The 25,267-nt window shown below is 61.4% G+C and carries 21 protein-coding genes; 7 read left to right on the forward strand and 14 right to left on the reverse strand.

All coding sequences use genetic code 11. The annotated features are described in order from the left end of the window. Positions 1 to 5 precede the first annotated feature (5 nt). Entirely contained in the window at positions 6 to 362 is a 357-nt protein-coding gene (clpS, locus tag AB4Z24_RS04105; RefSeq protein ID WP_290992949.1) for an ATP-dependent Clp protease adapter ClpS, read from the reverse strand. Between the two features lie 683 nt (positions 363 to 1,045). Here clpS and AB4Z24_RS04110 point away from each other — a divergent pair. Together AB4Z24_RS04110 and AB4Z24_RS04115 are read left to right on the forward strand one after the other, a co-directional pair. Further along, on the forward strand, positions 1,046 to 2,791 hold the full coding sequence (locus AB4Z24_RS04110) for a serine hydrolase (RefSeq protein ID WP_441706138.1): 1,746 nt from the start codon (positions 1,046 to 1,048) through the stop codon (positions 2,789 to 2,791). 65 nt (positions 2,792 to 2,856) lie between these two features. Next, the gene (locus tag AB4Z24_RS04115) at positions 2,857 to 3,222 is read left to right on the forward strand and encodes a cupin domain-containing protein (protein WP_441706139.1); all 366 of its coding nucleotides are present in this window, start codon (positions 2,857 to 2,859) and stop codon (positions 3,220 to 3,222) included. Between the two features lie 52 nt (positions 3,223 to 3,274). Here AB4Z24_RS04115 and putA read toward each other — a convergent pair whose 3' ends face one another. Next, positions 3,275 to 6,457: a bifunctional proline dehydrogenase/L-glutamate gamma-semialdehyde dehydrogenase PutA gene (putA, locus tag AB4Z24_RS04120; RefSeq protein ID WP_441706140.1), complete on the reverse strand. Its 3,183-nt coding sequence runs from the start codon at positions 6,455 to 6,457 to the stop codon at positions 3,275 to 3,277. Between the two features lie 169 nt (positions 6,458 to 6,626). Here putA and panC point away from each other — a divergent pair, with 169 nt between their 5' ends. Continuing rightward, positions 6,627 to 7,478 (forward strand): pantoate--beta-alanine ligase, encoded by an 852-nt coding sequence (panC, locus tag AB4Z24_RS04125; RefSeq protein WP_441706141.1) that lies wholly within the window; start codon positions 6,627 to 6,629, stop codon positions 7,476 to 7,478. A gap of 171 nt (positions 7,479 to 7,649) precedes the next feature. Further along, positions 7,650 to 9,656: a DNA topoisomerase IV subunit B gene (gene parE / locus AB4Z24_RS04130; protein WP_441706142.1), complete on the forward strand. Its 2,007-nt coding sequence runs from the start codon at positions 7,650 to 7,652 to the stop codon at positions 9,654 to 9,656. A 63-nt stretch (positions 9,657 to 9,719) separates the two neighbouring features. Here the strand turns inward: parE and AB4Z24_RS04135 are convergent, their stop codons facing one another. Beyond that, positions 9,720 to 11,126 (reverse strand): fatty acid desaturase family protein, encoded by a 1,407-nt coding sequence (locus AB4Z24_RS04135; protein ID WP_441706143.1) that lies wholly within the window; start codon positions 11,124 to 11,126, stop codon positions 9,720 to 9,722. A 397-nt stretch (positions 11,127 to 11,523) separates the two neighbouring features. On the opposite strand from AB4Z24_RS04135, the gene AB4Z24_RS04140 reads away from it, so the two are divergent. Further along, positions 11,524 to 12,201 carry an aquaporin gene (locus tag AB4Z24_RS04140; protein ID WP_441706144.1) on the forward strand — a complete coding sequence of 226 codons (678 nt, stop codon included), beginning with the start codon at positions 11,524 to 11,526 and terminating at the stop codon, positions 12,199 to 12,201. Positions 12,202 to 12,497: 296 nt separating this feature from the next. Further along, entirely contained in the window at positions 12,498 to 14,213 is a 1,716-nt protein-coding gene (locus AB4Z24_RS04145) for a DEAD/DEAH box helicase (RefSeq protein WP_441706145.1), read from the forward strand. A gap of 22 nt (positions 14,214 to 14,235) precedes the next feature. Here AB4Z24_RS04145 and AB4Z24_RS04150 read toward each other — a convergent pair whose 3' ends face one another. The 10 genes from AB4Z24_RS04150 to AB4Z24_RS04195 all read right to left on the reverse strand — a co-directional run bounded on the left by AB4Z24_RS04150 (position 14,236) and on the right by AB4Z24_RS04195 (position 23,027). After that, the gene (locus AB4Z24_RS04150) at positions 14,236 to 14,643 is read right to left on the reverse strand and encodes a TfoX/Sxy family protein (protein ID WP_441706146.1); all 408 of its coding nucleotides are present in this window, start codon (positions 14,641 to 14,643) and stop codon (positions 14,236 to 14,238) included. A 23-nt stretch (positions 14,644 to 14,666) separates the two neighbouring features. Then, positions 14,667 to 15,053, reverse strand: coding sequence for a HesB/IscA family protein (locus tag AB4Z24_RS04155; protein ID WP_441706147.1), 387 nt, complete (start codon positions 15,051 to 15,053; stop codon positions 14,667 to 14,669). A gap of 75 nt (positions 15,054 to 15,128) precedes the next feature. Further along, positions 15,129 to 15,494, reverse strand: coding sequence for an SUF system Fe-S cluster assembly protein (locus AB4Z24_RS04160; RefSeq protein ID WP_441706801.1), 366 nt, complete (start codon positions 15,492 to 15,494; stop codon positions 15,129 to 15,131). A 137-nt stretch (positions 15,495 to 15,631) separates the two neighbouring features. Then, complete coding sequence (locus AB4Z24_RS04165; protein ID WP_441706148.1) at positions 15,632 to 16,915, reverse strand: cysteine desulfurase; 1,284 nt, start codon at positions 16,913 to 16,915, stop codon at positions 15,632 to 15,634. Positions 16,916 to 16,919: 4 nt separating this feature from the next. Further along, positions 16,920 to 18,257, reverse strand: a complete 1,338-nt coding sequence (gene sufD / locus AB4Z24_RS04170) for a Fe-S cluster assembly protein SufD (RefSeq protein ID WP_441706149.1) — start codon at positions 18,255 to 18,257, stop codon at positions 16,920 to 16,922. 2 nt (positions 18,258 to 18,259) lie between these two features. After that, positions 18,260 to 19,015 (reverse strand): Fe-S cluster assembly ATPase SufC, encoded by a 756-nt coding sequence (gene sufC / locus AB4Z24_RS04175; RefSeq protein ID WP_441706150.1) that lies wholly within the window; start codon positions 19,013 to 19,015, stop codon positions 18,260 to 18,262. A gap of 13 nt (positions 19,016 to 19,028) precedes the next feature. Then, positions 19,029 to 19,562, reverse strand: a complete 534-nt coding sequence (locus AB4Z24_RS04180; RefSeq protein WP_441706151.1) for a hypothetical protein — start codon at positions 19,560 to 19,562, stop codon at positions 19,029 to 19,031. 80 nt (positions 19,563 to 19,642) lie between these two features. Then, positions 19,643 to 19,921, reverse strand: a complete 279-nt coding sequence (locus AB4Z24_RS04185; RefSeq protein ID WP_441706152.1) for a hypothetical protein — start codon at positions 19,919 to 19,921, stop codon at positions 19,643 to 19,645. A gap of 4 nt (positions 19,922 to 19,925) precedes the next feature. Next, positions 19,926 to 21,395: a Fe-S cluster assembly protein SufB gene (gene sufB / locus AB4Z24_RS04190; protein ID WP_441706153.1), complete on the reverse strand. Its 1,470-nt coding sequence runs from the start codon at positions 21,393 to 21,395 to the stop codon at positions 19,926 to 19,928. Positions 21,396 to 21,458: 63 nt separating this feature from the next. Further along, a complete protein-coding gene (locus AB4Z24_RS04195; protein ID WP_441706154.1) occupies positions 21,459 to 23,027 on the reverse strand; it encodes an aminotransferase class V-fold PLP-dependent enzyme in 1,569 nt (522 codons plus the stop codon). 274 nt (positions 23,028 to 23,301) lie between these two features. Between AB4Z24_RS04195 and AB4Z24_RS04200 the strand changes: the two genes are divergently transcribed. Further along, positions 23,302 to 24,084 (forward strand): alpha/beta hydrolase, encoded by a 783-nt coding sequence (locus AB4Z24_RS04200; RefSeq protein WP_290992878.1) that lies wholly within the window; start codon positions 23,302 to 23,304, stop codon positions 24,082 to 24,084. Between the two features lie 21 nt (positions 24,085 to 24,105). Here AB4Z24_RS04200 and AB4Z24_RS04205 read toward each other — a convergent pair whose 3' ends face one another. Further along, positions 24,106 to 25,227 (reverse strand): anhydro-N-acetylmuramic acid kinase, encoded by a 1,122-nt coding sequence (locus AB4Z24_RS04205; protein WP_441706155.1) that lies wholly within the window; start codon positions 25,225 to 25,227, stop codon positions 24,106 to 24,108. Positions 25,228 to 25,267 lie beyond the last annotated feature (40 nt).

The raw sequence follows: 25,267 nt of genomic DNA on the forward strand, positions 1-25,267 counted from the left end.
GAGTCCTACTCTTTCTCCATGGTGCATTGTAGAGGATGGCCATGCTGCCGCGAAAAGTCCATAACCTGGGTCACCTTTGTTTCAGCGACCTCGTACGTATAGACGCCGCAAATACCGACTCCTTTGTGGTGGACGTGAAGCATGATGCGGGTCGCATCCTCTTGTCCCTTGTTGAAGAAGCGTTGCAGCACGAGAACGACGAACTCCATCGGCGTGAAGTCGTCATTCAGCAGAAGAACCTTATATAGGTTCGGCTTCTTCGTTTTTGGACGGGTCTTTGTAACAATACCTGTTTTTGACTCGCCATCGCCGTCGCCATTGTCGCGACGCGGCCCATCGGGCGGGTCGTTGCTTGCGGCCATGCGGTAAGCCGCCAACGAGCGAATACTATGCGCCGTCATCATCGCGTGCCTCGGGGAAAACCCGAATCCATCGGATGTCTCAAAGCTATCCCGCAACAGGGGAACGTTGGAGGCAGAAAGGTAACGCCCGCTTCCCCAAATGCGTGCCCGGCGGGGCACCTGTCTTTCGCGCCAAATGTTCAAGCTAACACCCGTGTCTATCAAGTCCGTAATATAGGCAGGCTGGCGAGCAAAAAATAGAACAAGCGGTGTGTCGCATTTGGCATTCCCAACAATGAATGACGAAAGCCCTTCGAGGTTCCTGCAAACGCGCTCCTTTCAACAGAAGATAGATATCCAAGCTCCGCCCACCCACACCCGTCTCGGCCGCCGGACCCAAACGAGCCCGCGAAAAGCGCTCGCACCGAGATTGCCCTGCCGGCATCGCCTTAGCGAGCGAAATTGAGACACGTCGAGAGTCTATTTTTACCGTGTTGTTTAACCCTACTGCAGCCCTCCAGCCATAGACTCAACGGGTCATCTACTGGCGCCGGGAAACCAGCGCCCAAAAGGTGCCCAAAAACAGTGCTCTGCTTTCAAACATCGATTGCGGGGCCACTCACGGGAGGCCCTTCCAGGCCAACTCGCGAGACTGCGTTGGTAAGGCAACCGCTCAAATCGGGCGGGCAGAGGGAAATAGCGTCTTGTTTCGAAGAGCGTTGGCCTATGCGCCGGCTTTTGCAGTTGTGTTCGGTGTTTTTCTCGGGAGCGCTAGCGCCGGGAAAGATCGCCATGCAGCTTTGATCTTGGATGCCAACACCGGCACCGTCCTCCACCAGTCCGAAGGCGACGCGCTCCGTCATCCCGCGTCCCTCACCAAGATGATGACGCTCTATTTGACCTTCGAGACGCTCCAATCGGGGCGCTTGAAGATGAGCGACAAACTGACGATTTCCGAGGCCGCGGCAGGGGCCGCACCCTCGAAGCTCGATCTCGACCCGGGCGAGCAAATCTCGGTCTCGGACGCCATCATGGCGGTCATTACGAAATCTGCCAACGACATCGCGGTTGCGCTCGCCGAGAGAGTCGGAGGCTCCGAAGCCAATTTCGTCCGTCTGATGAATGCGCGCGCCCGCGAGATTGGCATGTCGAAAACGCATTTCGAGAATGCGTCCGGCCTCCCGAACGATGACCAGGTCACGACCGCGCGCGATATGGCGACGCTGGCGCTGCACCTGCAGGACGATTTTCCGGGCTATTACCCGCTCTTCGCCACCCGCACGTTCGCGTACGGCGGAAAAAATTTCCGCAATCACAACACGATGCTGAATAATTTTGCCGGCATTGATGGCATCAAGACGGGCTACACCCGCGCCTCCGGCTTCAATCTCGTGACGTCGTGGCGCCGTGGCGATCATCACCTCATCGGCGTCGTCTTCGGCGGCGACACCGCAGCCGAGCGAAACGCCGAAATGCGCGTTCTTCTGACGCGGATGGCATCACGTGCGTCTTCCGTCAAAACCCGAAAGCCCACGCTTCTGGCGCGATTGAAGGCTGAGCCCAAAGTGGCCGAACGCCCGGCAACGCGGAAACCGAAACCGCTCCAGGTTGCCGAGGCTGCGCGCCCGGCGCCTCGCCAGCCCAGCGCTCCGCAGCCACCGGAACGCGCAGCCGCGGATCCCGAAACGCCGGTCCAAATCTTCAAGGTCCGCGCCGTACCCCTCGTCCCGAAGACGCGCCCGAGCGCGGCTTCCCCGGAGGAAACGACAGATATGGAAGCGTCGGACCGCACGCCGCCGCCATCCCTCGGCACGTCGTCGAGATCGGACTTGGCACGTGTGGCTGACGCACGCAGTCAAAATGCCCCGGCTGAGGACATCACGCTTCGTCAGTTCGCCCCGGCCAATCTCGGAGCGTCTGACGGCACGGCCAGCGGAACGTCTTCAAACCGGGCCCACGCTGGCCAGCAAGTGGCCATGCTCGGCACCTCCGATGCCGCACCACTCGCAGACCCGGCAGCGGGCGCCGCACCAGAGGAACGCGCTCCTCGAACGAAGCCGCCGAAGGCTAAGAGCGCCTCGTCGCACTCGGCACCCGTGATCCGCGGAATGCCGCCATCGACGCTTGGGGCCCAGGCAAGCGCAATTCACATGGCGTCCGCCCAATCCGCCCAAGGTGCCCGAAACGCGAGCAAGACGTCCGGTGGCCACTATGCCGTGCAGATCGGCGCCTACGGCTCGATCAATGATGCCCAGCGCGCCTTGACGGACGTCCAGGGACGCGCCGGCAAGCTCCTGGCGGGCATCCCCTCGGTCACGAATCCGACGACCAAGGGCGGACAGCAGGTATACCGCGCCCGCTTTACGGGCTTTGACGCAAACCACGCGACATCGACCTGCAATGCCCTGCGCCGTCAGGCCGTCGATTGCTTCGTGATGGCCGGCGACTGACGGACTTGCCGGCCAAAGCGGCCTAGTCGTACCATCACGTGCAACCCTTCGACCAAGGTTCCCACGTGACCGCCAATCAAGAATTCCCAAAGCTCGTCCTCTTCCAGGGCGTGCTGCCCGCCGCCGATGTTTATCGGCCCGCGGGAGACCGCATCGTCTCCGGCGATCCGGTTCAGTCCGCACAAAACCTGTTCCAGAGCCCCGACGGCCGCTTCAACAGCGGTATTTGGAGCGGCCAGCCAGGAACGTGGCGCGTCGTTTTCACCGAGAGCGAATTCTGCCACATCCTCGAAGGCGTCATCATCGTCCGCGGCGACGATGGGTCCGAGGCGACCTTCCGCGCCGGCGACGCGTTCGTGACACCCGCAGGCTTCACCGGCACGTGGGAAATCGTTGAAGCCGCCAAGAAATTTTACGCGTTTTATGAGTAAAATTTGCGCGTTCGGCCCGCTGCACATGATGTGACGGCAGACGCGGAAAAACTCATCCCTTACCGCTGAGCAGCGTGTAGTTGCCGCCCGTCGCGGTGATGTCGGTCGCCCGCACGCGCTCCGTCGCGAACCGCGCCAGATAATTCGGCCCGCCCGCCTTGGGACCGGTGCCCGACAGCCCCTCGCCGCCGAACGGCTGCACGCCGACAACCGCCCCAATCTGATTGCGGTTGACGTAGAGATTGCCGACCCGCGCATTCTCCGCGACGTAATCGGCAACGCTTTCGATGCGGCTGTGCAGCCCGAGTGTCAGTCCGTACCCGGTGGAATTGAGGGCCGCGACGACCTTCTCCAGGTTCCCGCGCTCGTATCGGATCATATGTAGGATCGGCCCAAACACCTCATGGTCGAGCTTGCTCAGCCGGTCGATCTCATAGAGCGACGGCGTGACGTAGGTACCGGCGCGGCACGCCTCGGGCATGGCAAGATCGATGATCTCCCGACCCTCGCGCTGCATGCGGACCTTGTGGCTCTCGAGCGCATCCTGCGCCGCTTCGTCGATGACGGGGCCGATGTCGGTCGCATAATCGAAAGGATCGCCGACATCGAGCGCCTCGATTGCACCCGCCAGCATCGAGCGGATGCGCGGCGCGTTATCGTCCTGCACGAAGAGAACCCGGGCTGCCGAGCATCTCTGCCCGGCGCTGTCGAACGCCGACCGCACTGCGTCGCGTACGACCTGCTCAGGAAGAGCGGAGGAATCCGCGATCATGGCGTTGATGCCGCCCGTCTCGGCGATGAACGGCACGATGGCGCCACGGCGATCGGCAAGCGCCCGCTGAATAGCCCACGCGGTTTCGTTGGAGCCCGTGAAAGCCACACCCTGAATGCGCGCGTCCTTGACGATGGCTTCCCCGAGCTTACCGCCGCCCGTCACGAGATGCAGCGCGTCCCGCGGCACACCTGCCTCGTGCAGGAGCTTGACCGCGAGGAATCCCGAAATCGGCGTCTGCTCGGCCGGCTTGGCGACGACGGCATTTCCGGCCGCCAGCGCCGCGGCAACCTGGCCGACGAAAATCGCGATGGGAAAATTCCAGGGCGAAATGCACCCGAACACGCCACGGCCTCTGAGCGAGATTGTATTTTCTTCGCCCGTCGGGCCCTTCAGCAAAACCGGATCGGAAAAGAGCCGCCGCGCCTCGATCGCATAGTAGCGAAGATAATCGACCGCCTCGCGGACCTCCGAATGCGCCGCATCCAGCGTCTTTCCGGCTTCGCGAATGAGCGCCGCCATCAGAATTGCGCGATCCCTCTCGAACAAATCGGCGGCAGCTTCGAGAATGCGCGCGCGTTCCGGCGCATCCGTCTTCTCCCAGCGCGATGCACCATTCACCGCCGATGAAATCGCATCCTCGAGATGCTGCGGCGTCGCCAGCCGCACCGTACCGATCCTGTCGCGATGGTCATGCGGCGACAGCGAGATCGCAGCCGAATCCCCGCCCGCCGTGACCGTGCCGTTGACGATCGGCCCCGCCAAGAACGGAGACTTCAAGATTTTTGCGATGTCCGCCTGAAGTCCTTCGCGCACGCTCGTCTGCACCAGCGCCAACCCGGCACTGTTCTTTCGCTCGGGCAGGAAAATGTCGCGCGGCCGCGCGATCAGCTTCACCCGCTCGCCCGAGGTGAACTCTCGATCTGCAATCTCGACGGGATCGGCGATGATTTCGGAAATCGACATTTCCTCATCGCCCAGCCGGTTGACGAACGATGTATTGGCGCCGTTTTCGAGCAAGCGGCGCACGAGATATCCAAGCAAATCCTCATGGCCGCCGACCGGCGCATAAATCCGGCATGCCCGCCCGAACTTGCCCTCACCGGCGACCTGCGCGTAGAGCGCTTCGCCCATGCCGTGCAGCCGCTGATATTCGAATTCCACCTGACCGCCCGCCACGGACGCCGCCGCAATCGTATGCGCGTTATGCGTCGCGAACTGCGGATAGAAGGCGACGGGGTCCGAAATCAGCAAGCGCATCGCCGCGAGATAGGAAACATCCGTGTGCAGTTTCCGCGAAAACACCGGATAATCTTCGAAACCACGCTCCTGCGCCCATTTGATCTCACTGTCCCAGTAGGCGCCTTTGACGAGGCGCACCGGGATCCGCTTGCCGGTCTTCTCGCTGAGACGCCGCAGCCATCGGAGCAACGGAATGGCGCGCTTCCCGTAGGCTTGCACGGCGATGCCGAGACCGTTCCATCCTTCAAGATGCGGGTTGATGAGCGTTTCACCGAAGAGGTCCGCGGTAATGTCGAGCCTGTCCTGCTCTTCGGCGTCGATGGTGAGACCCAGGCCCTTCGCCCGAGCCGCACGCGCCAGCGTCAAGATCAGCGGCGCAAGCTCGGACCTCAGGCGATGTTCCTTGCCGGGTTCGAAGCGCGGATGCAGCGCCGAAAGCTTGACCGAGATCGACGGCCTGTCGAAAATCGCATCCGCATGCGGCGTCACGAGTGGCCCCGAATCGGCGCCGATCGCATCGATCGCGACCATATAGCGTTGGAAATACCGTTCCGCGTCCTGCTCCGACCGGGCCGCCTCTCCCAGCATGTCGTAGGAAAACCGGTAGCCCTTGTCGGCGAAGGCACGCGACCGCGAGAGCGCGCCCTCGATCGTCGATCCGAGCACGAACTGCTCGCCCAGAAGCCGCACGGCTTGGCGAATGGCAAGCCGGATGGTGCCCTCACCCGAACGCGCGACGAGCCGCTTCATTGCTTGGAAGGGATTTGCGCCCTTGGCTTCCCTGAGCCGCATGATGCGGCCCGTCAGCATAAGGCCCCACGTCGAAGCGTTGACGAAAAGGCTGTCGGAATGGCCGCGATGCTTTTCCCACGCGCCGCCGGAAATCTTGTCGGCAATAAAGGCGTTCGCAGTTTCCGCATCGGGAATGCGCAGGAGCGCCTCGGCGAGGCACATCAGGATCACGCCTTCATCGGTCGCCAATCCGTATTCGTGCATGAACGCATCGACGCCGGCATGGCTCGACTTGTCGGCACGTGCCGCGAGCACGAGGCGCCGGGCGACGTCCGCCGTTCTCCGCCGCTCGTCTTCGGTGAAAAGCGCGCGTTCGATCAGAGCGCCGACAAGCCGCGGCTCGTCCATGAGATATTGCGCGGCGAACTCGTCCCGCGATGGGAGACCCCGCTGTGTCACGCTATCCTCGCGCCGCAATGTCGCGACCATGATTTTCCCGCTGATCAACAAAGGGCGCCCAACGCGATTCGCCCGGGATCGATATTACCAGATTGCCCGTCGCGCGCCTGCGGCCGAAAAAGCGGGTCGCCCCCTTGTCCACTTGACGGCTCGCCGGTAATCCCGTCACCACTCCCTAATTGTAATCGGGGCCAGAACTTTGTCTGAGATCATCAAAGTCGTCCGCAGCGTCCGCGACCTCCGAAAGGCCACCTCAAAATGGCGGCAGCGCGGCCAGAGCATTGCCCTCGTCCCGACCATGGGAGCGCTCCACGCAGGCCACCTCGCCCTCGTCAAGCTTGCGAGAAAGAAGGCCGACAGAACGGTCGTTTCGATTTTCGTGAACCCGACCCAGTTCGGCCCGAATGAAGACCTCTCCCGTTACCCACGCGACGAGGCGGGGGACCTGGAAAAGCTCGCCGCAGCCGATGCCGATCTCGTTTGGGCGCCGGGCGTCGAAGAAATGTACCCGGAAGGTTTTTCGGCCAGCGTCCGCGCCGGCAGTGCGGCAAAGGAACTCGAAGGCGAATTCCGCCCGTTTCATTTCGACGGCGTGGCAACCGTGTGCACGAAGCTCTTCAATCAGGTGACGCCCGACATCGCGATTTTTGGCGAAAAGGACTACCAGCAGCTCGCCGTGCTGCGACAAGTCGTTCGCGATCTCAATATGCCCCTGAAGGTGATAGGCGGCCCGACCAAGCGCGATAGCGACGGTCTGGCGCTTTCCTCTCGCAATGCCTATCTGAGCGAAGCCGAACGAAAAATCGCCCCTGCGCTAAACGCCGTTATCGCAGCCCTCGCCGAAGACGTCGCCAACGGCGCCGACGTGGCGTCCGGTATCGCCAACGCCAAGCGCAAGCTGGCGTCCGCAGGCTTCACGAAAATAGACTACGTCGAAGTCCGCGACGCGGAAACGCTGGCAGTGCCGCCGGACCATGACGGCCGGGACCTGCGCGTTCTCGCCGCCGCTTGGCTCGGCAAGACGCGCTTGATCGATAACGTCGCAGTTTAAGCTCTTTGCCGAGTTGCCGTGCCGCCACAAGTCGCAAACGCGATGGTGGCGCGACCCAGGCTCAGGCTATAAGGAACGCTCAAGATTCGCTTCAGCGGCCCTGGCTGTCGTGCGTGTCCGCCGCTTCGTTCCGAAGGCAAGGTCACGCCAAAGCACGGACAAGGGCTGAACATGAGCCGATCACAAACCGACCTCTTTCCGGAATTTGAAAGCGAAATGACTGAAAAATCGTCGCGTGCACGCAAGCCCGTCGAGACTGGCTACAGCGAGCATCACATCGAGGTGCTTGAAGGCCTGGAGCCCGTCCGGCGCCGCCCAGGCATGTACATCGGCGGCACCGACGAAAAGGCCATGCATCACCTCTTCGCCGAGGTGATCGATAACTCGATGGACGAGGCCGTCGCGGGCCACGCGACGTGGATCGAGGTTGAACTCGCAGCCGACGGCTTCCTGACCGTCACCGATAACGGCCGCGGCATCCCGATCGGCCCGCATCCGAAATACAAGAACAAGAGCGCGCTCGAAGTCGTGCTGACCGTGCTGCACGCCGGCGGCAAGTTCGACTCCAAAGCCTACAACACGTCGGGCGGCTTGCACGGCGTCGGCGTCTCCGTCGTCAACGCGCTCTCCGAAACGCTCGAAGTCCAGGTGGCGCGCGACCAGCAGCTCTACCGCATGGTCTTCTCGCGCGGCGAGCCACAAACCAAGCTCGAGAAGCTCGGCTCGACCATGAATCGGCGGGGCACGAAAGTGCGCTTCAAGCCGGATGAGAAGATCTTCGGCAAAGGCGCCGCTTTCAAACCCGCCCGCCTGATGAAAATGGCCCGCTCGAAAGCCTACCTTTTCGGCGGCGTCGAGATCCGCTGGAAATGCGATCCCGAACTCATCAAGGACGACACGCCTCCCGAGGCGACCTTCCACTTCCCTGGTGGCCTCAGCGACTATCTGACCGCGTCGATCGAAGGCCAAATTCAGGTCACGAAGGACATCTTCTCAGGCCGGGTGGAGAAGGAAGACGGTCACGGCTCGGTCGAATGGGCGGTTGCCTGGATCGCGAACGAGGACGGCTTCTCGTCGTCCTACTGCAACACGATCCCGACGGCCGAAGGCGGCACGCACGAGAACGGCTTGCGCCAAGCGCTGTACAAGGGCCTCCGGGCCTATGGCGAACTCGTCGGCGCCAAAAAGGCCATCCAGATCACTTCGGAAGACGTGATGGGAACGGCCGCGTCCATGCTGTCGGTCTTCATCCGCGAACCCGAATTCCAAGGCCAGACGAAGGACAAGCTCGCAACCTCCGAAGCAACAAAGATCGTCGAAACGGCCGTACGCGACGCCTTCGACCATTGGCTCGCCGACTCACCGCAACAGGCGACCAAGCTCCTCGAATGGACAATCGATCAGTCCGAAGAGCGCCTGAAGCGCCGCCGCGAGAAGGAAGTCGGCCGCCAGTCCGCCACGCGCAGATTGCGCCTTCCCGGCAAGCTCGCAGACTGCTCGATCCAGCAGGCCGCGGGCACCGAGATCTTCATCGTTGAAGGTGACTCGGCCGGCGGCAGCGCCAAGAGCGCGCGCGATCGCGAAACGCAAGCGGTTCTACCCCTGCGCGGCAAGATCCTGAACGTCGCGAACGCCTCATCGGCGAAACTTTCGCAGAACCAGCTGCTCGCCGATCTCATTCAGGCGCTCGGCATCGGCACCGGCACAAAATACCGTGACGAGGATCTCCGCTATGAGCGCGTGATCATCATGACGGATGCCGACGTGGACGGCGCACACATCGCCTCGCTGCTGATCACGTTCTTCTATCAGGAGACACCCGAACTCGTCGAAAACGGCCATCTCTATCTGGCCGTCCCGCCGCTCTACAAGATCGCGGACAAGAGCGACGTCGCCTACGCGCGCAACGAAGCGCATCGCGACGAGCTTCTCGCCACGCATTTCAAAGGCAAGAAGCCGAAGGTCACCCGCTTCAAAGGCCTCGGCGAGATGGATTTCAAGGATCTCAAAGAGACGACGATGGACAAGAAGCGGCGCATGCTGCTGCAGGTCGGCATCGGCGAAAGCGAGCGCAGCGGATTGTCCGATGTGGTCAACGCGCTCATGGGCTCCAAGCCCGAAGCGCGCTTCCGCTTCATCCAGGAACACGCGGCTTTCGCGAAGGACCTGGATATCTAATCAGGCTCACGTATCGGAGTAAAAAAAGGGAGCGACCACCGCTCCCTTTTTTATTGCCGGAGATTATTCGCCTCGAGCCGAGGCTACGTTTTCGCGCGCGATCGCGTCGGGATCGCGAACCTCCGCGTACTCAAGCGTATTGGTATCGACGTAGACGTCACCGTCCGGCTTCGGCGCGTACTTCTCGCCGAGCACCTCGATGACGGTCGGATTGCGATCCTCGACCGTGCCATGCGGCGAGTTGAAGTAGCCTTCAACCACAATGCCTTTTTCTTTGTACTCCGGGTCCTGCAGCAGCAGCTCGTGCAGGCCCTTGAGCTTATAGTGCGGCACCGAGGCGAAGACGTGGTGCGGAAGGTGATAATCCATGCCGAAGGGAAAGACAGCGTAACGAATGAACGGGTTGACGAGAAACACCCGGGTGTTCGTGTAACGTCCGCGATCGGCATTTCCGTGCTGCACCCACTGGCGCATGATCATGAAGAGCGGGAACGCCGTAAACAGAGGCAGGATCCAAAGCAGACCGAAGTACGCCCACGCATGGCCCCAGCCCGCGACTTCAATCCCCGTGAGAGCAAAGTAGAGGATCGCCATGTAAAGGATGCGGCTGATATTCGTCGTACGATGGGAGATCACCGTCTCGACGTGCGCATGCGGTAGCTTGTTCTCATCGAGAAAATAGAAATATGCGACAGCCGCGGCCGTCGTCACGCCAAGCGCCACGAAGGCCCACGCGCCATGCCCCGTCTTGATGAGCGTGATCGCAGCGGCAGGCGCCGTCACGGCGTAAATGACGCCCATCAGCGTCGGTAGCCGCTCGCCCTTACGCTTGCGGTCCATATATGGGTTGTTGTCGGTACCGAGCGCGCTGTAGCGAGCACGCACAATCATGTAGCGGAAGAGGTTCGGCAGCCAGAGCTGCTTCCCGAGTTCCTTGAGCATCTCGAAATGCGTGATCGGAAAGTCGAGATCGTGACCGCTTTCATTGAGCTGAGCCCAATCGGGATCGCGGAGCGGATCGTTGATGAACTGGTGATGCGCGAGATGGTGCAGCCGGTACTGGAACGTCGACGTATAGATCGGAAACCCGCCGAGCCAATCGGACGCCAGTTCATTCAGGATCTTATTTTCGAAGAGGATGAAGTGCGTCCCCTCATGAATGACACCACCGAACTGGTGTTGCGACGCGCCGACCGCAGCGATGCACAAAAGCGTCATGGGGATGTTCCACCACCACCCGAGACCTGCCTCCTCGACCGCGCCGTAGCTCCAAATCGTCAAACCGATCGATGCAGCGATAACGAGATAGACAAACGCGATATGGCGGAAATTCGTGTAATTATCCCGCTTCTTGAGCTCACGGATCGCATCGGCGCGACGGACGCCCCTCGGCCGCGTTTCGCCGCTCGTCGCGGTCTCGCGAATTGTCAGGCCGGCATCGGCCATCGGAGAACCAGCATTTCCAGCCATCGATCGAGATCCTAGCGAATTTCAGCGGCGCTCGCGTATCTCTAACCTGAGAATCGTGCCGCACCAGGCGACGCCATCGACTTTTAGCGAACCTGCGTGTCCGACCGGTATCTTCGTCCCCGGCAAATATTTACGCCATTCAATATCGATCCAAAAACCATTTTCGCTAATACGACAAATAAGCCCTTCTCCGCCCCGGACAATTTGTGACCGCTTTTCGGGACGGACCGATTGCCCAAGCCTCGCTACGATTGAGCGCGTGCCGCAATGATTCGTCCGCGGCGACGCATCGCACGCGTCCGGTATCGACACGCCAAGTATCGCTGCAAAGTGGCGTTTCCAACCGTCCTCCACAGCGCGCGCGATAAAAAAATCAAGGAACAAGGAGCTTTATCTAATGAACAGCCGCGCACTCGCCGCTGAAGCATTCGGCACATTCATGCTGATGTCGTCCGTCCTGGGCTCAGCATTCTACTCCTTTGGAGCACCATCCGGCGCTGCGGGCATTCTAGGCGTCGCCTTCTGCATCGGCATAACGGTCATGGTAACCGCCTTCGCCATCGGCCATGTATCCGGCGGCCATTACAATCCAGCCGTAACACTGGGTCTCGTTGCTGGCGGCCGATTCAATGCAGGAAATGCCGTATTCTACATTTTGGCGCAGCTCATCGGAGCCTGCGCAGCCTGTGGAATCTTCTCCCTCGTCGGCCACACCAGCCCAACGTTCGCAGCCAACGGTTACGGCGAACTCTCGATGCTGAAAGCGAGCCTGTCCGAAGTCTTTATCCTCGAGACCGTGCTGACGGCCTTTTTCCTCGTTGTCATCATGGGCGTGACCCGGGTGAATGGGCCATCTCTTCTCGCTCCTGCGGCCATCGGCTTGGCCCTGACCGCGATCCACATCATGTCGATCCCGATCTCCAATACATCGGTCAACCCCGCCCGAAGCTTCGGACCGGCTGTCTATGCCGCCGGGGTGCCCTTGTCTCAGGTCTGGCTGTTCTTTGTGGCCCCCATCCTGGGAGGCGTCATTGGAGGCCTATTCGGAAGGTGGCTGCTCAAGGCCGACGCATAAGGACGATATCCTGGGCGAGCGGCCGAATTCGCTCGCCCGAATCCTCGCCTGTGACACAACCCCGCGGGTTGAGTAGCCTAAACTGGCGAGATTCCCTTGCGCTAGGCCGAGATGTATGCGAGCACCCGAGCGTGCCGGAGCGCAGGGGATCGATTTGCGCATTTTTTAATGCTTTTTGATCCGCACTCCTATTCGGCTTAGGTCCTTTCGGCACCCGCCCCCTGCGCTCTCGAAAGACTGTCTGACGCCCTAAGTGCGCCGGACCATCCGAGCTGTGCAGATGGAGATACCTGCTTTTGGAAACCAAGACGTTCGCTGACCTCGGGCTATCGCCCAAGGTTCAAGCAGCCATTACGGCTGCGGGTTACGTCAACCCCACCCCAATTCAAGCCGCCGCCATTCCGGTTGCCGTTACCGGCAGGGACGTGCTCGGCATCGCCCAGACGGGTACCGGCAAAACGGCATCGTTCGTCCTCCCGATGATTACGCGCCTCGAAACGGGCCGCGCCCGGGCGCGAATGCCACGTTCACTGATCCTCGCCCCGACACGAGAGCTTGCTGCCCAGGTCGCGCAGAGCTTCGAAAAATACGGCGTCAATCACAAGCTGCAGGTTGCGCTCCTCATCGGCGGCGTCTCGATGGACGACCAGGTGAAGAAGCTTGACCGCGGTGTCGACGTTCTGATCGCGACCCCGGGCCGCCTGCTCGATCATTTCGGGCGCGGCCGCGTTATGCTGATGGGCGTCGAAATCCTCGTCATTGACGAAGCCGACCGCATGCTCGACATGGGCTTCATTCCGGACATCGAGAAGATCTGCAAGCTGCTGCCGCCGCGGCGCCAGACGCTGTTCTTCTCGGCGACGATGCCGCCGGAGATCACACGCCTCGTCAATCAGTTCCTGAACAACCCCGAGCGGGTCGAAGTCGCCAAACCCGCGACGACCGCAAAGACTATCACGCAGAATTTCGTTTATTGCCCGAACGGCGAAGACTGGGCGAAGCGAGAAGTCCTTCGCGACCTGATCCGCGGCAACAACGTCAAGAACGCCATCATTTTCTGCAACCGGAAACGCGACGTCGCCGTCCTTCATAAATCGCTGACGAAGCACGGCTTCAACGCCGGCGCACTCCACGGCGATATGGACCAGGCGAGCCGCATGGAAACGCTCGACAAGTTCCGGGCGGGCGAAATCATGCTTCTCGCGGCTTCCGACGTCGCAGCGCGCGGCCTCGATATTCCGGAAGTCTCCCACGTCTTCAATTTCGACTTGCCGTGGGCTGCCGATGACTACGTCCACCGCATCGGCCGAACGGGCCGTGCCGGGCACGAGGGACACGCCATCTCGCTGGTTAGCCCCGACGACCTGAAGCTCTGCAAGGACATCGAGAAGGTAACGGCCGAAGCGCCGGTATGGCTTGGCGATCCTCCGACCGAAGAGGATTTCGCAAGCGCCGGCAAACGCCGCCGCGGACGCGGTGGACGCGGCCAAAGCTCAGGCGCCGACAAATCGCGTCGTCAGTCGCACGGCTCGCAGCGCGGCGGTCGCACCGGGGAACATCACCCCCGTTCCTCCCAACACGCGAGCAGGCCGGCCGAACAGGGCGCGCAGCAGCCGGAACCACGGCAGCATCGTCAGCCGCAACATAAAGCTGCTCAGCCCGGTCAGCATCACGCCGAGGCCACCGAGCATCCCCATCACGAGCGCAGACGCGCACCCCGCCCCGAAAGTACGCCGCAACCCGAGTACGCCGAACAGCCGAAGCGGTCTTCCGAGAGCGCGCGGCGCCCGCAGCGCCCGCGACCGGCTCCGGCGGCCGATGCATGGACGGACGAGCCTGCACCCGCGCAGCGGACAGCCCGCCACGACCGGCCCGAAAGGCGGGAAGCTCCCAAGGAGGCCCCGCGTAAGCAGCAACCTCACAAGGGTGACGAGCGATTGGGCTTTGCCGAGAACGTCCCTGCGTTCATGCGCAAGCCATCTCGTCCGCTGAAAGTCCCGGGACGCGGCTAAGACCAGCGCCAAAGCGGGGGGCTCAGCGTCTCTTGGATTTGGCGGCAGGCTTCGCCGTTTTGACAATGCGTCCCGGCTTGGCCTTTCGGTTCGATTGCGAAGCGGATTGCCTAGCCGCCGCAACCGAAGCGGACGCCCAGTCGCGCAGCTCCTCCGTATCGTCAAGAAGACGCTCGGGAAGCAGCCAATAGGAATGCAGCTCCGCGCGGCCGTTCTTCGTTATGTATGAGAACGCGTGCGAGCCCTCGGCCTCGAACCGTGGCCGTGTCATCTCCGACGTCTTGAGATAGATCGCACCGTCGTCGATGAGGGCGAAAAAGACGCCCTCGAAATAAACGCCGACACCGCCGAACATGCGCCGCCCGGAAACCAGACCGGCGTGCTCGAGCGCATCCTTTAGAATTTGCAGGATTTCGTCATTGGCGGACATGCCCGGTCATGCCCGCAATTGCATCAAGCCTCCGCGGGAGCAAATCCCGGCGGCGTTGCCGGTTCGAGATTGACGCTCTCGCCGCACCCGCATGCACTCTTCTGGTTCGGATTGTTGAACACGAACTGCGATGAGAGCTTGTCAGTCTTATAGTCCATCTCGGTGCCGAGCAGATACATCATCGCTGCCGGATCGATCAGCACGACCGCGCCCTTTTCTTCGATGATTTCGTCGAACTTCCCAATCTCTTCGGCCCAGGTCATGGTGTATTCCATGCCCGCGCAGCCACCCTTCTTCACACCGATTTTGAGGGCTTTGACGCCAGGCTTCTGGGCGATGAGCGCCGCGACGCGCGCTGCAGCGGCATCCGTCAACGTCATGACTTTTGGCATCATTCTAAGCGAGGGCACGGGAGCCTCCGTATTTTCGAGTCGTGGCAACAGCCACAGTATATGGGAATTCGTCCGCCAAAAGCGAGGGTATCCTCAAAACATGCCGACGGCGAGGCGTGCCTCGTCCGACATGCGGCTTTGATCCCAAGGCGGATCGAACACGATAGAGACCTTCGTCTGCGCGACGCCCGGAACCGCATTAACGGCATTCTCGACCCAGATCGGCATTTCGCCGGCCACCGGGCAGCCGGGCGCCGTCAGGGTCATGTTGATCGCGACGTTGCGATCGTCGTCGACCTCAACCTTGTAGATCAATCCGAGCTCGTAGATGTCGGCGGGGATTTCCGGATCGTAAACGGTCTTCAGCGCGGCGATGATATCGTTCGTCAGTCTGTCGATCTCTTCCGGCGGCAAAGCCGTTGCCGATGCCGATCCGCTTTGCTTTGACGACGTTGCAATTTCCGGCCCGGAATCCAACGTGGGATCCGGCGCAAGGCCACCGTCAGGCGGCGTCGGGGACGGCGCATCGAGCGCTTCAACCGCCTGCTTCACCGCTGCCCGGTCGTCGATCTGCTTCCCGTCCATGCGGAAGCTCCTTAAGCGAAAAGGTCATGCGCCTTGGTGAGCGCGGTAACGAGCGCGTCAGCCTCGGCCTTTGTATTGTACAACGCGAAAGAGGCGCGGCAGGTTGCCGACACCCCGAGGCGCTCCATTAGCGGCTGTGCACAGTGATGGCCGGCCCGGATTGCCACTCCCGATCGGTCGATGATCGTCGAAACGTCATGCGGATGGAGGCCATCGATGGTGAACGAGAAGATAGCGCCCTTTCCAGGAGCCGTCCCGTAAAGCTTCAGCCACGGCAACGCGCCGAGCCGCTCCGCAGCGTAGGCCCCAAGCTCCGCTTCGTAACGCGAGATCTTCTCGCGGCCTATCTGCATCATGTAGTTGAGCGCCGCGCTCAAACCGACGGCCTCGACGATGGCCGGTGTGCCGGCTTCGAACCGGTGCGGCGGCTGGTTGTACGTTATGTTATCGAGCGTCACGTGCTCGATCATATCGCCGCCGCCCTCGTAAGGCGGCATGGCCGCGAGATGTTGCCGCTTAGCGTAGAGCACGCCGATGCCCGACGGCCCATAGGTCTTGTGACCCGTGAAGACGTAGAAATCCGCATCGAGATCGCGAACGTCGACGCCCATATGAACGGCCGCCTGGCTGCCGTCGATAAGCACCGGAACGCCTTTCGCATGCGCAATCCGAATGATCTCCTTCACCGGATTGATCGTGCCGAGCACGTTCGACATGTGCGTAACGGCGACGATCTTCGTGCGTTTCGTGATGAGGCTTTCGAGCTTGTCGAGCATCAGCTCGCCGCTGTCCGTCATCGGCGCCCACTTCAGAACCGCCCCCTTCCGCTCACGCAGGAAGTGCCACGGCACGATGTTCGCGTGGTGCTCCATGATCGTGACGAGGATCTCATCGCCTTTGTCGATCCGTGGCTCGCCGAACGAACGCGCGACGAGATTGATGGCACTCGTCGCGTTGCGCGTGAAAATGATCTCGTCTTGATGCTCGGCATTCAGAAAACGGCGAACCGTCTCGCGCGCCGCCTCATAATGCTCCGTCGCCGTGTTCGACAGGTAATGCAGCCCGCGATGCACGTTCGCGTATTCGAAACGATAGGCATGATCCATCGCCTCAATGACGGAGAGCGGCTTCTGCGCCGACGCCCCGTTGTCGAGATAGACGAGCGGACGATCGTTCACCTCGCGGAAGAGGATCGGAAAATCCGCACGAATGCGCTCGACATCGTAGGGCGCACCGGTCAGGCCCGCCTGCGAAGCCGTGCTTCTCGCTACATCGATCGACGTTTCACGTCCCATGGGCCTATCCGTGCCGTGAGCGGCCGAGCCACTGCATCGCATACGATGCGAGCGCTTCTCGGAGCCCCTCGTGCTCAACCTTGTCGAGAGCCTCACCAATGAACGATTCGATCATCAACGCGCGAGCTTCCTTTTCGGGAATTCCGCGCGAGCGGCAGTAGAAGAGCAGATCGGGATCGAGTTCCGCGCTCGTCGTACCGTGACCGCAAACGACGTCGTCCGCATAGATCTCGAGTTCCGGCTTCGAATCGAACTCGGCATCCTCCGATAGCATCAAAGCTTGCGACATCTGCTTGCCGTCGGTTTTCTGCGCGTCGGGCCGAACGATGATCTTGCCTTGGAACACGCCCCGGCCATGGCCGTCGAGCACGCCTTTGAACAGCTCCCGGCTTTCACAATGCGGCACGGCATGATCGACGACGAGCGTCGTATCGACGTGCTCCGAATGACGCGCGAGATACGCGCCCGAAAGGTCGAGCTTGCTGCCCTCGCCATCGAACAGAACGTTGATGCCGTTACGGGCAAAACCGAGACCCGACGAGAACTGGAAGCCGCGGTAGCTCGCATCCGTCCCGAGCGTCACCTCCCAATTCGAAAGATGCAGCGACTTGCCTTCATCAACAGCCACCTTGACATGATTGAGTGTCGCGCCCTTGCCGACGGAAACCTCGGTCAGGGTGTTGAGATGCGCGTCACGCACGGCGCCCGGCAGCACGACGTCGGCTTCGATGATCGTCGCGCTCGCGCCTTCGCCGGCATTGATCAGATTGCGGACCGTAACCGCATTCGCGTCCGACCCGGAACGAACGAAGATCATGAGAAGCGGCTTGTCGACCGCCGCGCTCTTGGCAACCTCGACGAGGGCGCCATCGGTCATGAAAGCGGTGTTGAGCGCCTCAACCGCATCTCCGCCCTCCGGCGTGGAAGCCAAGCTGGCAACAGCCTCTTCAGAAGCCGACTGCAGCGCCTTTCCGATTGTCGTAATCTTCAACCCTGCCGCATCCGCAGTGTCGCTCAAGTCTGCGCGATAATGGCCGTTCACGAACACGATGCGATGCGCATCGACGTGGGCGAGAGGCCCAAGCGCAACGATCAGCTCCGCGATCGTCAGCGGCGTCTTGTCCTCGACGGCGGCCGGCAGCACCTCTTTCAGATTGGCGCGAAGATCGGTGTATTTCCATTCTTCGATGCGCCGGTGCGGAAGCCCGAGCCCGCTGAAGGCCCCGATGGCCTGCGCACGGCGCGCCTGCACCGCGGCGCTGCCCGGAAGCTTCGCGGCCGCCATCTCGAAGCTCTCCGAGATGGCCTGCTCGGCCTTGGTCTTCATAACTGCTACGTTCATGTTCACGCTGCCTTGTTGGTATATTCAGCGTAGCCGGATTTCTCGAGTTCGAGCGCCAGCTCCTTGCCACCCGTCTTCTGAATACGCCCGTCCGCGAGCACGTGGACCTTGTCCGGCACGATGTAATTCAAGAGCCGCTGATAGTGCGTAATCACGAGGAACGCGCGATCCGGCGAGCGAAGCGCGTTGACGCCTTCCGACACGATCCGCAAGGCGTCGATGTCGAGGCCGGAATCGGTCTCGTCGAGCACGCACAGTGTCGGTTCGAGAAGGCCCATCTGCAGGATTTCCGAACGCTTCTTTTCGCCACCCGAAAAACCGACGTTGACCGGTCGCTTCAACATCTCGACATCAATGTTGAGCTTCGCGCCCTTCTCCTTTGCGAGCTTCAGGAAGGCAGGCGTCGTCAGTTCCGCTTCGCCGCGTTTCTTACGAACGGCATTGAGCGCCGTGCGGAGAAACGTGAGGCCCGCCACGCCCGGGATTTCCATCGGATATTGGAATGCGAGGAACACACCCTTCGCGGCACGCTCGTCCGGCTCCATCTCGAGGATGGACTCGCCGTTCCACAGAATGTCGCCGTCGGTGACTTCATAGCCGTCGCGCCCCGCGAGCACATACGCAAGCGTCGACTTGCCTGAGCCGTTCGGCCCCATGATCGCGTGCACTTCGCCCTTCGGCACCGTGAGCGAAAGCCCCTTGAGGATCTCCCGATCCTCGTCCTCGAGCTTCACGTGCAAGTTTTTGATTTCGAGCATGTCTTCCTCAACTTTAGAACTTACCGGGCGGAAGGCCCGCGACCGAATTTTTCGATACTGGACTTGGAATGGACGATACCGAGGCTGCTGATCGAGATTCTCCGCCGCCTTTGTCCGGATCTGCGACCTTGTACAAAAGTGCGATCATGAGCAGCTGATAGAAGTACAGGAAAAGAACCCCGAATGCGGGATTCTCCTGGGTAATGAAAATCCAAAGGCCGGCAGCCGTTCCTGCGAGATACAGAGTTGACGAGAACCAGCGAAACCTCGGAACGAACCGCCGTTCCTTTTCCCAACCCGCCAACCATCCGGGGCCGGGATTTGTCTTTAGAAAAAGAACGGCGATTGCGAGTGGATAAGCGGAGATCAAGACCGCAAAACCCAATCCATTTTGCCACGCTGCGGGAGTGTACGAGATCAGCCAAAAACCCGGTACGATGATAAAAAGCCACAGCACCGCCGGCTGGAACAACCAACCGTGCCACGTTACCGGCCAGAAAACCGGCGAAAGACCCCACATTCGCTTCTCGTACCAATATTTGGTCATCTAGGGGCTCCGCGATCATCCACCCGATCCTTCGAGCAAGATACCGATCAGCTTCTGGCTCTCGGTCATGAACTCCATCCTCATCTTGTGTCGACGTCCTTACCCCAGCGCCAATGCCATTCCCCGTTCGTCTTTGATTTTGCGAACAACGAAAAGACGACAACGACGGCGAATACGAGCGCCAAACCGAGACCGACTTCCCAAGGCGAATGCGAAGCCGCACCGTGAATCGGCAAAACAAAGAGCCGGACCACCGCGAGTAACACCGCGACGAAAGCAAACGTCGAAACCCAACCCTTCCAGTTGATGGGGGTCGCTCCGTAACCGTAGCTCTTCGGCTTGAACCAATAGTCGGTCATGGAATTACCCCACGCTTCCTTCAAGCGAGATGCCGATCAGCTTCTGGGATTCGGCCATGAATTCCATCGGCAGCTGCTGCAGCACGTCGCGGACGAAGCCGTTGACCACGAGCGCCACTGCCTCTTCCGCCGAAAGCCCGCGCTGACGGCAATAGAACAGCATGTCGTCCGAGATCTTCGACGTCGTCGCCTCATGCTCGAAATGCGCGCTGGAATTCTTTGCTTCGATGTAGGGCACCGTATGCGCGCCGCACTTGTCGCCGATCAGCAGCGAGTCGCAGTTCGTAAAGTTACGGACGTTCGTCGCCTTGCGGTGCGCCGACACGAGCCCGCGATAGGTATTCTCCGAATAGCCCGCCGCGATTCCCTTCGAGATGATACGGCTCGTCGAGTTCTTGCCGAGATGAATCATCTTGGTTCCGCTGTCGACCTGCTGATAGCCGTTGGAAACCGCGATCGAATAGAACTCGCCACGCGAATAGTCGCCGCGCAGAATGCAGCTCGGATACTTCCACGTGATGGCGGAACCCGTCTCGACCTGCGTCCACGAGATCTTTGAATGATGGCCGCGGCAATCGCCTCGCTTCGTCACGAAGTTATAGATGCCGCCCTTGCCTTGCGCGTCGCCCGGATACCAATTCTGCACCGTCGAATATTTGATCTCGGCATCGTCGAGCGCCACGAGTTCCACGACGGCTGCGTGCAGCTGGTTCTCGTCGCGCATCGGCGCGGTGCAGCCCTCGAGATAAGAAACATAGGCGCCGCGATCCGCGATGATCAGCGTGCGTTCAAACTGCCCCGTCTGCCGCGCATTGATGCGGAAATACGTTGAAAGCTCCATCGGGCAGCGGACGCCCTCCGGCACGTACACGAACGAGCCGTCCGAGAACACGGCCGAGTTCAGCGACGCGTAGAAGTTGTCCGACTGCGGCACGACCGAGCCGAGATACTTCTTCACGAGTTCCGGGTGCTCGCGGACCGCTTCCGAGATCGAGCAGAAAATCACGCCCGCCTTCTTCAGCTCGTCCTTGAACGTCGTCACCACCGAAACGCTGTCGAACACGGCATCGACCGCGACGCGCGAACCCGTCACGCCCGCGAGAACTTCCTGCTCCTTGAGCGGAATGCCGAGCTTCTTATAGGTCTCGAGCAGCTCCGGATCGACTTCGGCAAGGCTCTTCGGACCCTCCGTCGATTTCGGCGCCGAGTAGTAATAGAGATCCTGAAAATCGATCTTCGGATAGCGGACCTTCGCCCAAGTCGGCTCCGTCATCGCCTTCCAGCGGGTGAACGCTTCGAGCCTCCAGTTCAGAAGCCACTCCGGCTCGCCCTTCTTGGCCGAGATGTAGCGCACGGTCGACTCATCAAGGCCCTTCGGCGCCTGGATGCTATCGATCAGCGTCTCGAAACCGTACTTGTACTGGTCGACATCGATCTTCCGAACTTGATCGATCGTCTCCTGAACAGCAGCCATTTCCTCGTCTTCCTTGTCTCTCGTTCGAAGCCGCCAACGAGCGGCCTTCAACCAATTCACCTTTTACGCAGCGAGCGCGGGCGCTCCTGCGATCGTTGTCCACGCAGCGAGAAACGCCGCGATATCGTCCTTAGTCGTCGCCGGTCCGAGACTGATGCGGATCGTGCCCGCCGCAATCTCGTGGCTTAATCCCATCGCTTCGAGAACGTGGCTCGCCCCGACCTTCCCGGACGAGCAGGCCGATCCGGCGCTAACCGAAATTCCCGCAAGATCGAGCCGGATGACCAGCGTTTCGGCGAGCTTGCCGGGAAGCGCCAAGGCCGTCGTATTTCCAAGACGCGTCGCGCTTTCGCCGATGATCACCGCCTCGGGACTGATGCGTTTGACGCTGGCCTCGATCTCATCCCGCAATGCCTGGATGGCCGCCGCTGATTTGAGATCGCGAAGTGCGGCTTCGGCCGCGGCACCAAATCCAGCGATGCCTGCGACATTCTCCGTCCCAGCGCGCCGCCGCCGTTCCTGCCCACCGCCGCGGAATAAGGGCACAAGATCTATATGGTCACGAATGACCAGAGCTCCAACGCCTTTGGGCCCGCCCAATTTGTGCGCGGAGAGCGCCAGCGTATCGACGCCAAGCGCCGCGAAATCGATGGCCACCCGGCCAGCCGCCTGCACCGCGTCGGTATGCACTGAAAGGCCTCGTGAGCGCGCAAGCGCGGCAATTTCCGCGATGGGCTGAACGACACCGGTTTCGTTATTCGCCAACTGCAGCGCGAGCAGCGACGGCCCCGCAAAGTCACGCGCCAGAATGCGTTCGTCTAATTGCTTCAGGTCGACGATACCGTGCGTATCGAGCGGCAGCATAACGACCTCGCCCCGCGCCGCGCGCACCGGCGCGAGAACAGAATCATGCTCCGTGCCGCTCGTCAGCATCGTCGCCCACGGCTGCGCCACAATCCAGTTGTTGGCTTCGGTCGCACTGCTCGTGAAGACGATCTCGGAGGGCTTGGCGCCGACCAGTCGCGCGACGCTTTCACGCGCACTCTCGATGACAGATCGAGCGCGCCGCCCTTCGGCATGCACCGATGACGGATTGCCCGTGACGTCGAGCGCTCTAATCACCGCGGCCTTGGCCTCCGGCCTGAGCGGCGCCGTAGCATTGTAATCGAGATACGTGCGCTTGCCCGTTGCCCGCACGGCCGCAGCAAACAGCGGCGCCGACGAATACCGGCCGCCAGCGATAACGTCGGCGAGATTGACCGACGACAGGAATTCTCCCATCGACTCGCTGAGCGCCGTCCACAGCCAATGCGTGACGCACGGCGTTGCAGCGGAGCACCGCGGATCGTTATGCGAGCAGCGCGTGAAGCGCGTGTCTTCCTCGACCGCCTCCATCACCGCTGCGATAGAGATGTCTGCGGCAGGCTTGGCGAGCCGGTATCCGCCCGAACGCCCGCGCGCACTCTCGACGAGGCCAGCACGGCGAAGGGGCACGAAAAGCTGTTCCAGATAGGCGAGTGGCAGGCTCTGCCGCTCAGCGACGACCGACAGCGCGATGGCACCTTCATCGGCATGCCCGGCGAGATCAGCCATGGCCATGACCGCGTACCGGCCTTTGGTCGTCAATTCCACGTCTTTTATCTCCGGACTATCGCCGCCCCAAGTGGCGACGGAATCCAAACCTTGCGTCCGGCACCCCGGACTGTGCTAAGAGAGCCGCCCTGATCCAATGCCTGTTGTAAACGAGCCAGGACCCGCACATTTCGAACGGTTCTAAAGTTATGGAAATCCTGAGCGCCGGAGTCAAGGATTGAGATTGAACCCACAAGGATTTGAACGGTCGGAGGCCAGCCACCGGCTGCCGCAGCTGACCTGAACCCAATCACGAAAGATCGAGTAATCTCTGATGCCTGAACTCATTATCAACGGCCCGGGCGGTCGCCTGGAAGCCCGGTATCACCACGAAAGCAACGGCGACAGCCCGATCGCGCTGATCCTGCACCCGCACCCCCAGTTTGGGGGCACGATGAACAACCAGGTTGTCTATTCCCTTTACCATACCTTTGCGGCCCGGGGATTTTCGGTCCTGCGGTTTAACTTTCGCGGCGTCGGACGCAGCCAGGGCGTCTGGGATGGCGGCCCGGGCGAACTCGCAGACGCCGCATCCGCCCTCGATTGGCTCCAGCAGGTCAAGCCCGACGCCAAAACGTGCTGGATCGCCGGCGTGTCGTTCGGCACCTGGATCGCCATGCAGCTTTTGATGCGGCGCCCCGAAGTCGATGGCTTCATCTGCGTCGCGCCGCCGTCCAATCTTTATGACTTCTCCTTCCTCGCCCCCTGCCCCTCGTCGGGCCTGATCATCAACGGCGACATGGACCGCGTCGTGCCGACCGCATCGGTCGCCGAAATGGCGGTCAAGGTGAAGGTCCAGAAGGGCATCAAGATCACCCACGAGGTCGTGCCCGGCGCCAACCACTTCTTCGAGAACAAGACGGAAGAACTCGGCAACATCGTCGGATCGTATCTCGACGAACGGATGATCCAGTTCGAGTTGGATCGCGAACGTAACAAGGAACGCGAAAGGGAACGCGAGCGCGAACGTCAGCGCCAGCGTGAACTCGAGCGCATGGAATCCCAAAGCGCTCCGGCGGCCGCCGCCTCCGGCGACGACGATGGCGACGACGAATAACCTCGTCGCTAAACCTTTCTTCTAATGCACGACGTGAGCGGTGGGGTCTGCGCGCAGTCCACCGCTCATTGGCACGGCCACTCCCGTCGTTCCTGGGAAAGTAATCGGCAGGCCGCGTATCGAGCGGACCGCCAGATAAGCCCACGCTTCTGCTTCCAGAGCGTCGCCGTCAAACGCCACGGTCTCCGCCGGCACGACGGCGTTGTGAACCTGCTCCGCCAGCATCCGCATAATGGCCCGGTTCTTCCGGCCACCGCCGGACACAATCCAAAGCTCGGGCTCGACAGGCATGTGCTCACGCGCCTTGGCGATGGCGCGCGCCGTGAAAGCGGCAAGCGTCGCCGCACCGTCTTCCACCGAGAGACGATCGATCCGATCCATGACGAATGTGTTCCGGTCGAGCGATTTGGGTGGCGCATCGGCGAAGTATCCGTGGCTGAGAAACAGCCGGATGGCCTCCTCGTCGACCTTGCCCTGAGCCGCAGTCGCGCCGCCAGCATCGAGATACGCGCCGGTTTTCCGGGCCATCCAATCGTCGAGCAACGCATTTCCCGGCCCCGTGTCGAACGCGACGAGACCGCCGTCACGGCCGATCCAGGTCACATTCGCCACCCCGCCGATATTGACGACCGCGACAGGCCGCTGCGGCAGCTTCGCCGTAAGCGCCCGATGATAAACGGGAACGAGCGGCGCACCCTGCCCTCCCGCATCGACATCGGCCCCGCGCAGATCGTAAACGACCGGACAGCGCGTGAAGTTTGCCAAAAGCTCTCCGAGCCCCAATTGCACGGTCAGGCCCGCCTCGGGCTTGTGCAGCACGGTTTGGCCGTGAAACCCGATGACATCGACCGACGCCCTGTCGATCTTGGTGTCCTGGAGAAACTGGCTGACGGCGACAGCATGTCGCTCTGTCAGGGCCCGCTCGGCTTCTGCCAGCGAGAGCGACCGCTCATTCCGTGACTCGAGACCAGCGGCATCCGCAATCGCATTGATAAGGAGACGGCGCATGGCGTTGTCGTACGGATAGGTGCGCGCCTGGCCACGGAGGACGACGTCCTCCCCGTCCGTCTCCAGAAGGGCGACGTCCACCCCATCGAGCGATGTGCCGCTCATCAGCCCAATCGCCCGCAGCAACTTGCTCATAGGCACCTTCCCGTGCAAGGTGCCGCCCGCCCGCGATACG

It is taken from the genome of Hyphomicrobium sp. 2TAF46, from assembly GCF_052114865.1.
In the GTDB taxonomy this organism is placed as follows: Bacteria; Pseudomonadota; Alphaproteobacteria; order Rhizobiales; family Hyphomicrobiaceae; genus Hyphomicrobium_B.